The sequence below is a fragment of the Arthrobacter sp. zg-Y40 genome, from assembly GCF_020731535.1.
Lineage (GTDB): Bacteria > Actinomycetota > Actinomycetes > Actinomycetales > Micrococcaceae > Arthrobacter_B.
The window spans coordinates 1-12977 of sequence record NZ_JAJFZS010000003.1 but is presented as its reverse complement, the minus strand read 5'-3'; the positions used below and the strand labels follow the sequence as shown (position 1 = coordinate 12977).

Here is a 12977-nt window from a genome sequence, read left to right as displayed (position 1 = left end):
CGCCACGGCCCGGGACAACGGGTCCCCGGGCACAATGGTCCCGGGCGGCGGTACCCCGCACGGCAGGCGCGGACCCGGCACCCGCACGGCCCTGCTGCTGCTCACCATTGCGGTTTTGGTCCTGGCCTGCACCGCCTCAGTGGCCATCGGCGCCCGGCCTGTCCCGCTGGCCACGGTCTGGGACGCGCTCACCAACTTCGATCCGTCCAACGGAGACCACGCCGTGGTCTCCTCCCGCATTCCCCGCACCGTCCTGGGCCTGGTTACCGGCGCGGCCCTGGGCCTGGCCGGCGCAGCCATGCAGGGCGTGGCCCGCAACCCGCTGGCGGACCCGGGCATCCTGGGCGTCAACGCCGGCGCCGCGTTCGCGGTGGTGCTGGGCATCTACATCTTCGGCATCACCAACCTGACCGGCTACATCTGGTTCGCCCTTGCCGGTGCGGCGCTGGCCGCCGTCGTGGTCTACGTGGTGGCGAGCATGGGCCGTGACGGCGCCACCCCGGTGAAGCTGGCCCTGGCCGGCGCCGCCCTGAGCGCCGGGCTCATGTCCGCGCTCAGTGCCGTGCTGGTCTCCAGCCAGCAGACCCTGGACACGTTCCGGTTCTGGCGGGTGGGCAGTGTATCCGGCAGGGACTGGGACACCATCCTGTCCGTGCTGCCGTTCCTGGCCATCGGCGCCCTGATCACCCTGTTTGCCGGCCGGGCGCTCAACGGGCTGAGCCTGGGGGACGACGTCGCCCGCGGCCTCGGCCAGCGCGTGGGACTCAGCCGCGGCATCACCGCGCTGGGGGTGGTGCTGCTGTGCGGTGCCGCCACTGCCGCCGCCGGTCCCATCGCCTTCATCGGCCTGGTGATTCCGCACATGGTGCGCAGTTTCACCGGCCCGGACTACCGCTGGATCCTGCCCTTCTCCATGCTGCTGGCCCCGGCACTGCTGGTCGTGGCCGACGTTGTGGGACGGGTGCTGCTCCCGCCGGGCGAAATCCCGGTGGGCATCACCACCGCGGTGCTCGGTGCACCTGTGTTCATCTGGCTGGTCCGCCGCCGGAAGCTGGCTGAACTGTGAGCGCCGCCGTCGACACCCGCCCGGCGGCTCCCGCCGCAGCAGCCGGGGCCGTCCGCGCGGCCCGGAAACAGTCCCGCCGCCGCCGGGTCCTGGTGCCCTCGCTGCTGGCCGCCGCCGTGCTGGTCCTCTTCGCGGTGTACGTGCTGCTGGGTACCTACACCTTCACCATTCCGGACTTCTTCCGCATCCTGTTCGGCGAGCAGATCCCCGGCGCCAGTTACATCCTGATGGAGAGCAAACTGCCGCGCGCGGTGATCGGCACCATGATCGGAGTGGCTTTCGGTATTGCCGGAACGGTGTTCCAAACACTGCTGCGCAACCCGTTGGCCAGCCCGGACGTGATCGGCATCAGCTACGGCGCCAGCGCCAGCGCCGTGGCTGCCATTGTGCTCTTCGGCGCCGCCGGAACCACTGTGTCCGTTGTGGCCCTGGTCGGCGCGCTGGTGGTGGCGCTGGCCATCTACCTGCTGGCCCGCCGCGGTTCAGTGGCCGGCTACCGGCTGGTCCTGGTGGGCATCGGCTTCGCCGCCGTGATGCAGGCCCTGGTCAGCTACCTGCTCACCCGCACCGACATCCGGACGGCCTCCGAGGCGCTGGTGTGGCTGAACGGGTCCCTGAACAACAGCAGCTGGGACCGCGCCGCCGTGCTGGCGGTGTCCCTGCTGGTGCTGCTGCCCGCCGCGGCCGTGCTGGCGCGGAGCATGCGCGGCCTGGAACTGGGCGACGACGCCGCCGCCGGGCTGGGCATCCGGGTGGAAACCGCGCGGCTGGCCCTGATCATTACGGCGGTGGCCTTGGCCGCCGTCGCCACCGCCGCCGCCGGTCCGGTGGCCTTCATCGCGTTCCTTTCCGGGCCCATTGCCCGCCGCCTGATGCACGGGCAAACCACGCTGCTCACGGCCGGGCTGGTGGGCGCCTGCATTGTCCTCGCCGCCGATTTTGCCGGCGCCAACCTCATCCCGGGCGTCACCATGCCCGTAGGGGTCGTCACCGGCGCGCTGGGCGCACCTTTCCTTCTGTGGCTGCTGGTCACGTCAAACCGCGTAGGCCAAGGAGGCTGACATGGAGAACCTTCTTTCCGCAGAGAAACTGGAACTCGCGTACGACGAGCGCAAGGTGGTGGATTCCCTTTCGCTGACCCTGCCCGCGGGCAAGATCACCATCATCGTGGGCGCGAACGCCTGCGGGAAGTCCACGCTGCTGCGCGGGCTGGCCCGGCTGCTCAAGCCGTCCGGCGGCACGGTCTACCTCAACGGCAAGGACATCCACTCGGTGCCCAGCCGCCAGGTGGCCCGGACCCTGGGCCTGCTTCCGCAGACCCCCACGGCACCGGAGGGCATTACCGTGGCGGATCTGGTGGGCCGCGGCCGCTACCCGCACCAGGGCTGGTTCCGGCAGTGGAGCGCCGACGACGACGCCGCCGTCGCCGCCGCGCTGGCCGCCACGGACACCGTTGACCTGGCGGCGCGGAACGTGGACGAACTTTCCGGCGGACAGCGCCAGCGGGTCTGGATTGCCATGGCCCTGGCGCAGGAAACGGACATCCTGCTGTTGGACGAGCCCACCACCTTCCTGGACGTCACCCACCAGATTGAAGTGCTGGACCTGATTACCGACCTGAACCGGCGCGCCGGCACCACGGTGGCCATTGTGCTGCATGACCTGAACCTGGCCGCCCGCTACGCGGACCACCTGGTGGCCATGAAGGACGGCCGGATTGCCGCCGAAGGAGCCCCCGCAGATGTGGTGAGCGAGGACCTGGTCAGCACCGTCTTCGGCCTGTCCTCCCGCGTGATTCCGGACCCGGTGTCCGGCACGCCCATGGTGGTTCCCCTGGGCCGCCACCACAGTGCGGCACCGGAGCCGGAACCGGAACCGGAACCGTCGCAGGGGTATATGCCCAACCCGGCGGACCGCCGCCCCACCGAACGCCTGGAGGCAGCATCATGACCCATGGTTCCACCAACGGGGCCACGGCTGTGCCGGCTGACGCGGCTGTGCCTGCTGACGCGGCTGTGCCTGCTGACGCGGCTGTGCCTGCCGGTACCGCACCCGTCCGGCCGCGCCGGGCACGCACTGCCGGGGCGGTAATGTCCTTCGACGTCGAGGTGAAGCGGATTGTCCGGCTGGGGGCCAACTTCCAGCGCATCACCTTCGCAGGGGCCTGTTTGTCCGACTTCGGCATCTCCGGTGAAACCCATGACCTGCGGATCAAGGTGATTGTGCCCTGCGTGGACGCCGAAGGCACCTCGCTGCCGCTGCCGGACCTGTCTGAGCTATCAGCCGGCTGGTACCAGGACTGGCTGAAGCTGAACCCGGCCACCCGCGGCTGCATGCGTACCTACACCGTCCGCGGTGCCCGCTGCACCGGCCCGGAGCCGGAGATCGACGTGGACTTCGTGCTGCATTTCGACGAAGACGGCAATGGCGGGCCGGCCTCCAGCTGGGCCGCTGCCGCGCAGCCCGGCGACCGGGTATGCATCATCGGCCCCAACGCGGCCCAGTGCGTGACCGCCGAAGCCTACGGCGGCATTGAATGGCGCCCGGGGATGGCCCGGCATGTGCTGCTGGCCGGCGATGAAACCGCCGTCCCGGCCATCACCGCCATCCTGGAATCCCTGCCCGAAGATGTCACCGGCCACGCCCTGATGGAAATCCCTTCCACCGCCGACCGCCAGCCGGTCCGCACCGCTTCCGGGGTGCAGATGATCTGGCTGGCCCGGGGTAACCGGCCCCACGGTGAACTGCTCGACGCCGCGGTGCGGCAGACCGTGGCACTGCCGGGCTGGGCCTCGGTGGAAACCGCTGACGGCGTGCCGTTCCGCCAGCGCCCGGCGCTGTCGGAACCGGAGGAAATCAACGTGGACGAGGCAATCCTGTGGGAGACCCCGCAGCGCCTGGACCCGGCCGCCGTGCAGGCCACCCCCAATCCACACGCACCTTCCGGTGCCCTGCCCTTCTACGCCTGGATTGCCGGCGAGGCGGCCGTGGTCCGCGGACTGCGCCGCTACCTGGTCCGCGACGTCGGCATTGACCGCAAGCAGGTGGCCTTTATGGGCTACTGGCGCAAGGGACGCGCCGAGTCCTAGCCCTGCCGGCGGACCCGCCGGCCCGCTCCACCCCGTTTTTGGCTTTACCGGCCCGCCGTTCGGCGGGCCGGACTTCTGAGAGGACAAAACATGAAACGTGCCCCCAAGGCCGCCCTGCTGGCGGTTCCCGCGCTCCTGCTCGGTTTGAGCGGCTGCGGTGCCGAGGCTTCGGACTCGAGCCCGGCCGAAGAATCCGGTACGGCGTCCGCGCAGTTCCCGGTGACGGTGGAATCCGCGCTGGGCGAGGCCGTCATCGAAAAGAAGCCCGAACGCGTGGTGACCATCGGCTGGGGATCCGCAGACACCGCCGTCGCGCTGGGCACCACCCCCGTAGGCGTGGAAGAAGTCACCTGGGGCAATGACGAGCACGGCAACTACCCGTGGGTCACCGAAGCCATCGAGGAACGGGGCGACGACCTCCCTGCCACCTTCACCGGCGGCACCGACATCGACATTGATGCGATCGTGGCGCTGGAACCGGACCTGATCCTGGCCCCGAACTCGGGCATCACGCAGGAGGACTTCGACATCCTCAATGACCTGGCGCCCACGGTTGCCTACCCCGAAAAGGCCTGGAACATCGACTGGGATGACCAGATTTCGGTGATCGGGAAGGCGCTGGGCGAGCCGGAGGCCGCAGAGGAAGCGGTAGCCGGTATCAAGACGTCCCTGGCCGACAGCGCCGCGGAGCACCCCGAATTTGCCGGCAAGACCTTCGCCTATGTGTGGGGCGGCGGCGCACCCGGTTCCCTGGTGCTGTACAACGAGGGTGACGCGCGCGTGGACATGCTCACCGCTCTGGGCATGACCGTGGCGCCCGAGGTGAAGGACATTCCCTCGAGCGAAGGCAGCTTCACCTCCGAGCTGGGACTGGAAAACGCCGAGAAGCTCAACAACGTGGACGTGCTGTTCACCTGGTACAACGATGAAGCCGAGCAGCAGCGCACCGAGGAACAGCGGCTGTTCGCCTCGATTCCCGCCGTGGAACGCGACTCCGTGGTCCGCAACCTGGACCGCCAGGTAGGCATGGGCTCCAGCTTCCTCACCCCGCTGAGCGTCCCGTGGGTCCTGGATCGGTTCGAACCGATGATCGAAGAAGCAGTTGCCAAGGTCGGCTGATTCGCTTCCGCCTGGGGTCCGGGCGGAAGCCGCGGACCCCGCAGCGGCCGGTGCATCAGCACCGGCCGCTCCCGGCGCTCCGGCGGGGCCCGCACCGGCCCGGCGGGCGTCCGTTGGCGCGGGCCGCGGGGCGGTGCTGCTTAGTGCGGGTGCAGCCCTCCTGGTCCTGGCCGTGGTGACCAGCCTGGCCGTGGGAGCACATCAGCTGAGTCCCGGCGAGGTGGCTGCCTCCCTGTGGACCGAGCTCACCGGCACCGGCAGCACCTACGCGGATGACGTGGTGGCCAGCCGGATCCCGCGCACCGTCCTGGGCATCATGGCCGGTGCCGCACTGGCCGTGGCCGGGGTGATCATGCAGGGCCTGACACGCAATCCGCTGGCGGACCCGGGCATCCTGGGCGTTAACGCCGGTGCCGCCGCGGCCATGGTCACCGGCATGGCGTTCTTCGGGGCCGGCGCGGCCGGCGCCAATGTATGGCTGGCCCTGCCCGGCGCGCTGCTTACCGTCGTCGTGGTGTACGGCCTGTCCTCGGGCCGGCGGGGTTCGACCCCGGTGCGCCTGGTGCTGGCCGGCACGGTGATGTCGGCGGTGCTGATGTCCTACATCCAGGCCGTTGCCCTGACGCGTCCGGACGTTTTCACCATGTACCGGTTCTGGGCCGTCGGGTCCCTCAGCGGCCGCACCCTGGAGCAGGCCCAAGACGTCCTGCCGTTCTTCCTCGTGGGACTGGCCGCGGCCCTGGCCACCGGCCGGTCACTGAACGCGCTGGCGCTGGGGGAGGAGGCGGCGGCGTCGCTGGGCCTGCACCCCCAGGCAGCCAAGATCACCGGTGCCCTGGCCGCCACGCTGCTGTGCGCCTCCGCAACCGCCGCCGTCGGACCCATCGGGTTTGTCGGCCTGGCCGTGCCGCACATAGTGCGCAGCTTCGCGGGCCCGGACCACCGCTGGCTGCTGGTCCTGAGCGCCCTCACCGGCCCGGCACTGCTGCTGTTCGCCGATGTCCTGGGCCGCCTGGCGGCCCAGCCCGGGGAACTGCTCACCGGCGTCGTGACCGCCCTGCTCGGTGCACCGCTGCTGATCCTGGCCGTGCGCCGGATGCGAGCCGTCGCATGAGCGCCCGGACGCGGGTCGCACCCGCTGCGGCCCGTGGGTCCAGTGCGGTGCCACCCAGCGGCACGCGTACCCTCCGGCTGGGCTCGAAGCTGAGTATCCGGTACCGCCAGCGCAGCCTGCTCCTATCCGTTCTCCTGGCCGTGGCCGTGCTGCTGGTGGGTGCATTCACTTTGACCGCCGGGAAACTGGGACTGTCCTGGACCGAGCTGCTGGCCCTGGCCGTGTCACCGCCGGAAGGCAGCGGCGCCTTTGTCCTGGAACGTTTGCGCGGGCCCCGATTCCTGACCGCCGTGGGCGCCGGAATGGCGCTGGGCGTGGCAGGTTCCCTCTTTCAGACTGTCACCCGCAATCCCCTGGGCAGTCCTGAGGTGGTTGGCCTGACCAGCGGCGCTGCCGCCGGCGCCGCAGCCACCGCCCTGTGGCCCGGCTACGTGCCCGTCCCCGTGGCGGCGATCCTGGGCGGCGGACTGGCCGTGGCCCTGGTCTGGCTGGGCACCGGACGGGGCTTTGCCCGGCCCGGGAAAATGATTGTGGCCGGCATCGGCATTTCCGCCGTCGCCTCCGCGCTGACTTCGCTGGCGATGACGACCCTGGGCGAGCAGCAGGCCCAGACGCTGGCGTTCTACCTCAACGGATCCCTGGCATCCCGGTCCTGGTCCCACGTTGCCACTATCGGGATTGCCGTGGCCGTGGTGCTGCCCGCGGCGGCAGCCCTGCAGCGCCGGCTGGACCTGGTGGCCCTTGGCGATGAGCTGGCCGAATCCCTCGGCGTCCGGGTGGACCGGACCCGGACGGTCGCCGTGCTGCTGGCCGTGGTACTCGCCGCTACCGCCGTCAGCGTCTGCGGGCCGGTGGCCTTTGTGGCCCTGGTGGCCCCGCAGATTGCCCTACGGCTGCTGGGGACTTCCTCGCCCGGAGTCGTTGCCCCCGCCCTGGTGGGTGCCCTGGTGCTGACGTTGTCCGATTTCACCGTGCAGCAGATCGACGTCGGCCCGGCCCTGCCCGTGGGGATTTTCACCGCGGGCCTGGGCAGCCTCTACTTGGGCTGGCTTTTGTGGACCGAAGCCCGGAAAGGCTTGTTCTGAGGAGAATCCTCCTCATCCAGGCCCCAATCCTCCTCATCCGCCAGGGGCTCCGGGTACTCCGCCGGCAGCGCCAGCTCGGAATACCCTGCCGGCAGCGGCTTCAGTTCCAGCGGTGCATGCGGCCAGGGCAGCGGATCCGCCTTTGCGTTGTCGCGCACGTAGGCGTCCCACTTGGAAAGTTCACCCAGCAGGAGCCTGACCTGCCGGCTGGCTTCGCCCCAGTTCAAGGTGCCCTTGGGGTGTTCCGCGGCAACCCGCACCAGCGTTCCACCGTCGGGGCCGGGCGCGGACACCACGAACAAAGGTTCGCTCGCCAGCACCGTGCGGTTCCGGGCCCGCGTAAAGACGCCTCCGGGTACCTCCTGGATACCGCGGTAATACAATCCAACCGCGCCAAAAACGGTGTCCAGCAGTTCGGCGAACTGTGCAGGGGAGCGGTTGACCAATACCTGGCGGTCAGCCCTCCGGCCCTGCAGCCGGATGCCGGCGGCCCGTGCGGCGCGCCGGTTGTTCAGCACATAACCACAGGTCCACAGCGTCAGGACCACGATCACCGCAACCACGGCCGGACCGAACCGGGGAGCGTTGCAGTAGGACAGGACGAGCCAGGCGGCAGCAAAGGTGCCGGCGCTGACGAAGAACAGGTGATGCGGCCGCATGAGTATCCCCCGGATGGTTCGGCCCGCCGTCGACGGCAGGCACTTGCGCTAGTGATGCTAATCCATCTGCAACCGGTCCGTGACGGCGGACACAGGAGCAGGGGCGCCGGTCACGCAGGAATTTGGGATTGCCCACATATTGTCGAATGGGCTCACCGCCCTTCCTAGAATCGAAATATGGCCGGTGTCGAAGGCACACCAGGCCCGATGCATAGACAGGGACCCGGACAAGGGTCCGGTGCATGAAGAGTCCTTGACCAATACTCACGCTGAGGTGATTGTTGACCGAGCACTTTTTTGAACCCGCACAGGCATATGAAACCGTCTCCGGCCGGATCCTGCTCCGCACCATGCATAACGTCCGGGACCGGGCCCGCGACCTGGTGGAACGGCGCCCCCGGGGAGCGCACGCGGCCACCCGCAAGCCCCGCGACCTGCGTACCCAGGCGAAGGACTGGATCCACGAGCACGACACCCCGGCGAACCGGACCGGAGCGCTGGGGGTTGCCGCCGCCGTCGTTATTGCCGGCCTGGTAGGCGGGGCGGCAGGTTCCGCCGAACCGGAGCTGCAGCTGGAACGGCAGGCAGTGGTTGCGTCGCTGAGCGCTGAAGCCGCGGCTGCGACACCGGCGGCCCCTGAGTCCGGAGGAGGTCCGGCCGCCCCGGCGGCGCAGGCCGGGCCCGCAGGCGGGGGCACGGAAGCAGTTCCCGTGCCCGTCCCGCAGGGACCAGTCGCTCCGCTGGACGACGCCCCCGTCACGTCCCCGTTCGGCTACCGCGAGAATCCGCTGGCGCCGGGTGCCCTGGAGTTCCACACCGGCACCGACTTCGGTGCAGGCACCGGCACTCCGGTGAAGGCTTCTGCCGCCGGCACCGTGGTGGAAGCGGGCTGGCACACCACCGGCGGCGGCGGGCTGCGGATCGTCATTGACCACGGAGACGGCCTGCAGACCACCTACAACCACCTCAACAGCATTGACGTTGAAGTGGGCCAGACCGTCGAAGCGGGGCAGGTCATTGCCGGCGTGGGCAGCACCGGCAACTCCACCGGCCCGCACCTCCACTTCGAGGTGCTGCGCCACGGAGCCTACGAAGACCCGATGGGCTGGCTGTAGCCGGGGCGGGCTACGGCACCGGGTTGCTCAGGACTGCCGGATCCTTCTTGCCGTACGGCATCCGGATGCGCAGGGCATTCGACTCCGTTTCGAACAGGATGTGCGTGGCGCTGCCGAGGTGGTCCCCGTCCATCTCGAAGTCCAAGGGGGACTCGGCCCACACCTCGGCGCGCTTGCACTGGTAGTACTCCACGGCGGTGCTGCTGCCCTTGCCGCGGCGCAGCAGCCCCGTCACTACACCGAACCAGCCCAGCTTGCCCTTCGGAGCCAGGGTCAGGATGTCCAGCAGGCCGTCATCGAGGCGGGCGCCGGGGAAAATTTCCAGTCCGCCGGTGATCTTGCCGCAGTTGCCGCCCATCACGCTGCGCAGCCGGCGCTGGATCGGCTTGCCGCCGTCAATCGAGATGGTGGTCTTCACCGGTTTGCCGGGCAGGTTGCGGATGCCGGCATCCACATAGGCCAGCCAGCCGATCTTGTCCTTGAGGGCGTCCTTGGTGTCCGCCATCATGCCGGCGTCGTAGCCCAGTCCGGCCATCACCAGGAACGTGTCGCTGTCCACGTTCTCGTCAACGGTCACGTGCACGACGTCGATGCGCCGCTCGGTGCCGTTCAGGGCGGCGCGGACCGCCTGCTCGGGATCGTCGACGCCGATGTCGAGGTTCCGTGCCAGCAGGTTGCCGGTGCCCAGCGGCAGCAGTCCCATGGGGAAGGTGGTACCGGCCAGTTCGGCAGCCACGCAGCGGACGGTGCCGTCGCCGCCGGCGGCGATGACCAGGTCCACGCCGGCCTCCATCGCCTTGCGGGTCATGGAATGCCCCGGGTCCTCCGCCTCGGTGTCGAAGAACAGCGGTTCCTCCCAGCCTTCGTCCGCGCAGATCTCGGCCACGCGGACGCGCACGTCGAAGTCCGTTTTCTTGATGGGGTTCACAATGACAGCAGCGCGCTGGCGCTTCTGTGGTTCCTGGCTGGTCATGGTGTCCTTATCGTAAGCATGCGAACTGTTCCGCTCCGAGTCTAGCCCGGGGGTGTGGTGAAAGGGCCCGGGTCCGAGCTTGTAACCTGTGGTGGTGAACTTTACGCAACGATATGTGGCCCTGGGGGATTCGTTTACGGAAGGTGTGGGGGATGAGGATGAAACCCGCCCCAACGGTGTGCGGGGCTGGGCGGACCGGGTTGCCGAACAGCTGGTGCTTGCCGACAGCTCCTGGGGGTACGCGAACCTGGCAATCCGGGGCAAAAAGCTGCACCAGGTCCTGAACGAGCAGGTGGATGCGGCTATTGCCATGTCTCCCACTTTGGTCACCATTTACGCCGGCGGCAATGACATCCTGCGCCCGAAGGTGGACATTGACGCCATCGTGGCTGCCTACGAAGGAGGCATCGCGAAGCTGCGCTCCAGCGGCGCAGCGGTGATGGTCTTCACCGGGTTTGACTCGGGCAGCGCACCGGTCATCGGCCGGACCCGGGGGCGCACAGCCGTGTACAACGAGCTGGTGCGGGAAATCGTGGAGAAGAACGAGGCCGTGCTGGTGGACTACTGGCGGATGCGGGAGCTCCAGGACGAACGCTACTGGGCGGTGGACCGGATCCACATGTCTCCCGCCGGTCATATGCTCACCGCCAAGAAGGTCCTGGAAGTGCTGCGCGGAACCGACGCAATCGACGTGCCGGAACTGGAGAACCTGCCCTCCCGCAACCGGGTGGAACAGCTGCGCCGGGACGCCCAGTGGGCTCGTGTTTACCTTGGCCCCTGGGTGAGCCGCAGACTGCGCGGCGTCTCCTCCGGAGACAACCTCACAGCCCGTTATCCAGAGCTGACACACCCACCGCTGCCTGCCTGAACCGGCGGTTATGGGCCAAATCACATAACTGAAGATAAGTCCCCTGTTTATTGGGCTGAATCGCCTTCCCTGCCGCGTAAAACCGGCGGAATTCGCCCCTTCGATTCGGTGTGGCCAGGAGATTTTCCTAAACTTGTAGGTCTGCCCGGCCCTATTTGGCGCCGGGCGGCTGCTTCTGTTCCCAGCAGCTGACTTCATCGAGGGAAGGCCGACATGTCGAAAGATGCACCGCCCCACATTTCCGGAACCCCGGAATCATCCGCCAAGGTAAGGGCCCGCAAGCTGCGGATGCCACCGCTGAGGCGGCGCAGGCTGGAGTTTGACGACGTCAACGTGGTCGACAAGGCCATGATGAAAAAGGCAGTGGGCGGAACCGTCGTCGGCAACACCATGGAGTGGTTCGACGTCGGCGTATACGGCTACCTCGCCGTCACCATGGGTGCCGTCTTCCTGTCCGACGCAGACAAGGATGCGCAGCTGCTCTTCAGCCTGGGTGTCTTCGCGGCCACCTTCATTGCCCGCCCGCTGGGCGGCGTCGTGTTCGGGCGCCTTGGTGACCGCATCGGCCGGCAGAAGACCCTGGCCATGACGCTGATCATGATGGCCGCTTCCACTTTCGTCATCGGCCTGCTGCCCAGCTACGACACCATCGGCATCTGGGCTCCGATCCTGCTGGTGCTGATGAAGCTGCTGCAGGGCTTCTCTACCGGCGGTGAGTATGCCGGTGCCACCACCTTCGTTTCGGAATACGCCTCCGACAAGCGGCGGGGTTTCCTGGCCAGCATCCTGGACCTTGGCAGTTACATGGGCTTTGCCCTGGGTGCCGCCGTCGTTTCGGTGATGCAGCTGCTGCTCTCCGAGTCCGACATGGTGGGCTGGGGTTGGCGCATTCCCTTCCTTATTGCGGGACCGCTGGGTGCCTTCGCCATCTACTTCCGGCTGAAAATCGAAGAATCCCCGGCTTTCCAGGCCACGCTGGACGCCCAGGAAGCCAGCGCCAAGGCCGGTGACGAAACCGAGTCGCTGGGCACCATGGGAATCTTCCGCGCCTACTGGCGTCCGATTGTGTTGGCTATGGTCCTCGTGGCCGCCGTCAACTCGGTGGGCTACGCACTTACGTCCTACATGCCGTCCTACCTGACTGATTCCAAGGGCTACGATCCGATCCACGGCACCCTGCTGACCATTCCCGTCCTGGTGGTTATGGCCCTGTGCATTCCGCTCGCCGGCAAGCTGTCGGACCGGATCGGCCGCCGCCCCGTGCTGTGGATCGGTGCCGGATCCACCATCGTGCTGGCTGTTCCTGCCTTTATGCTGATTGGCCAGGGTCCGGTTGCCACTACGCTGCTGGGCCTGCTGCTGCTCGCCGTCCCGGTGACCTTCTATGTGGGCAACCTGGCCGCCACGCTGCCTTCCCTGTTCCAGACCTCCAGCCGGTACGGCGCCATGGGCATCTCCTACAACGTTGCCACCGCCGTCTTCGGCGGTACCGCTCCGCTGATCATGCAGGGCCTGATCGCCCTCACGGACAATGACATGTCCCCGGCGTACTGGCTGATGTTCACCTCAGTGGCCGGCGCCATTGCGGTGATCTTCATGAAGGAATCCGCGCAGCGGCCCATGCCGGGGTCCATGCCCAGCGTGGACACTGAGGCCGAGGCATACGAGCTGGTAGCCGGGCAGGATGAGAACCCCAATCTGGACGTTGACTCGCTGCCCTTTGAGACACTCGGCACGGAGCGTGACGGCGACGGCGCGGCAACTGCAGAACCCGCGGGCCGCTAGCTGGCACAGCAGTAACAGCAGTAACAGCAGCACCCCGGCTGCCGGCCGGACGCCTCGCGTCCGGCCGGCAGCACTGGTTTAACGCCCCGGATTGCGCCGGTGGT

12 protein-coding genes are annotated in these 12977 nt (G+C 68.3%); 10 read left to right on the top strand and 2 right to left on the bottom strand.

Features of this window, described 5'->3' with window-relative positions:
* The first annotated feature begins 34 nt into the window (after positions 1 to 34).
* The 7 genes from LJ754_RS03725 (at position 35) to LJ754_RS03695 (ending at position 7473) form a co-directional block, all read left to right on the top strand.
* On the top strand, positions 35 to 1066 hold the full coding sequence (locus LJ754_RS03725) for a FecCD family ABC transporter permease (RefSeq protein WP_227912404.1): 1032 nt from the start codon (positions 35 to 37) through the stop codon (positions 1064 to 1066).
* Positions 1067 to 1155: 89 nt separating this feature from the next.
* Positions 1156 to 2127, top strand: a complete 972-nt coding sequence (locus tag LJ754_RS03720) for a FecCD family ABC transporter permease (RefSeq protein ID WP_227925773.1) — start codon at positions 1156 to 1158, stop codon at positions 2125 to 2127.
* A gap of 1 nt (position 2128) precedes the next feature.
* The gene (locus LJ754_RS03715; protein WP_227925517.1) at positions 2129 to 3016 is read left to right on the top strand and encodes an ABC transporter ATP-binding protein; all 888 of its coding nucleotides are present in this window, start codon (positions 2129 to 2131) and stop codon (positions 3014 to 3016) included.
* A 140-nt stretch (positions 3017 to 3156) separates the two neighbouring features.
* Positions 3157 to 4155, top strand: a complete 999-nt coding sequence (locus LJ754_RS03710; protein WP_227912402.1) for a siderophore-interacting protein — start codon at positions 3157 to 3159, stop codon at positions 4153 to 4155.
* 90 nt (positions 4156 to 4245) lie between these two features.
* Positions 4246 to 5274, top strand: coding sequence for an iron-siderophore ABC transporter substrate-binding protein (locus tag LJ754_RS03705; RefSeq protein WP_227925515.1), 1029 nt, complete (start codon positions 4246 to 4248; stop codon positions 5272 to 5274).
* Positions 5258 to 6388 carry a FecCD family ABC transporter permease gene (locus tag LJ754_RS03700; protein WP_227911798.1) on the top strand — a complete coding sequence of 377 codons (1131 nt, stop codon included), beginning with the start codon at positions 5258 to 5260 and terminating at the stop codon, positions 6386 to 6388. The genes LJ754_RS03705 and LJ754_RS03700 overlap by 17 nt, the downstream gene beginning before the upstream one ends.
* 47 nt (positions 6389 to 6435) lie before the next feature.
* The gene (locus tag LJ754_RS03695) at positions 6436 to 7473 is read left to right on the top strand and encodes a FecCD family ABC transporter permease (protein ID WP_227925514.1); all 1038 of its coding nucleotides are present in this window, start codon (positions 6436 to 6438) and stop codon (positions 7471 to 7473) included.
* Here LJ754_RS03695 and LJ754_RS03690 read toward each other — a convergent pair.
* The gene (locus tag LJ754_RS03690; RefSeq protein ID WP_227925512.1) at positions 7425 to 8132 is read right to left on the bottom strand and encodes a hypothetical protein; all 708 of its coding nucleotides are present in this window, start codon (positions 8130 to 8132) and stop codon (positions 7425 to 7427) included. The two genes, LJ754_RS03695 and LJ754_RS03690, sit on opposite strands and share 49 nt — an antisense overlap.
* Positions 8133 to 8413: 281 nt before the next feature.
* On the opposite strand from LJ754_RS03690, the gene LJ754_RS03685 reads away from it, so the two are divergent.
* On the top strand, positions 8414 to 9247 hold the full coding sequence (locus LJ754_RS03685) for a M23 family metallopeptidase (RefSeq protein ID WP_227925509.1): 834 nt from the start codon (positions 8414 to 8416) through the stop codon (positions 9245 to 9247).
* A 10-nt stretch (positions 9248 to 9257) separates the two neighbouring features.
* On the opposite strand, the gene LJ754_RS03680 is transcribed toward LJ754_RS03685, so the two are convergent.
* Positions 9258 to 10220 (bottom strand): diacylglycerol/lipid kinase family protein, encoded by a 963-nt coding sequence (locus LJ754_RS03680; RefSeq protein WP_227911794.1) that lies wholly within the window; start codon positions 10218 to 10220, stop codon positions 9258 to 9260.
* Positions 10221 to 10314: 94 nt separating this feature from the next.
* Between LJ754_RS03680 and LJ754_RS03675 the strand changes: the two genes are divergently transcribed.
* On the top strand, positions 10315 to 11088 hold the full coding sequence (locus tag LJ754_RS03675) for an SGNH/GDSL hydrolase family protein (protein ID WP_227911793.1): 774 nt from the start codon (positions 10315 to 10317) through the stop codon (positions 11086 to 11088).
* 213 nt (positions 11089 to 11301) lie between these two features.
* Positions 11302 to 12873, top strand: coding sequence for an MFS transporter (locus LJ754_RS03670; RefSeq protein WP_442860303.1), 1572 nt, complete (start codon positions 11302 to 11304; stop codon positions 12871 to 12873).
* Positions 12874 to 12977 lie beyond the last annotated feature (104 nt).

What these genes read in the sequence shown, in the direction of transcription:
- LJ754_RS03690 (WP_227925512.1), bottom strand. Translation starts at nt 8,132, where the DNA reads ATGCGGCCGCATCACCTGTTCTTCGTCAGCGCCGGCACCTTTGCTGCC.
- LJ754_RS03710 (WP_227912402.1), top strand. Translation starts at nt 3,157, where the DNA reads ATGTCCTTCGACGTCGAGGTGAAGCGGATTGTCCGGCTGGGGGCCAAC.
- LJ754_RS03670 (WP_442860303.1), top strand. Translation starts at nt 11,302, where the DNA reads ATGTCGAAAGATGCACCGCCCCACATTTCCGGAACCCCGGAATCATCC.
- LJ754_RS03725 (WP_227912404.1), top strand. Translation starts at nt 35, where the DNA reads ATGGTCCCGGGCGGCGGTACCCCGCACGGCAGGCGCGGACCCGGCACC.
- LJ754_RS03715 (WP_227925517.1), top strand. Translation starts at nt 2,129, where the DNA reads ATGGAGAACCTTCTTTCCGCAGAGAAACTGGAACTCGCGTACGACGAG.
- LJ754_RS03705 (WP_227925515.1), top strand. Translation starts at nt 4,246, where the DNA reads ATGAAACGTGCCCCCAAGGCCGCCCTGCTGGCGGTTCCCGCGCTCCTG.
- LJ754_RS03680 (WP_227911794.1), bottom strand. Translation starts at nt 10,220, where the DNA reads ATGACCAGCCAGGAACCACAGAAGCGCCAGCGCGCTGCTGTCATTGTG.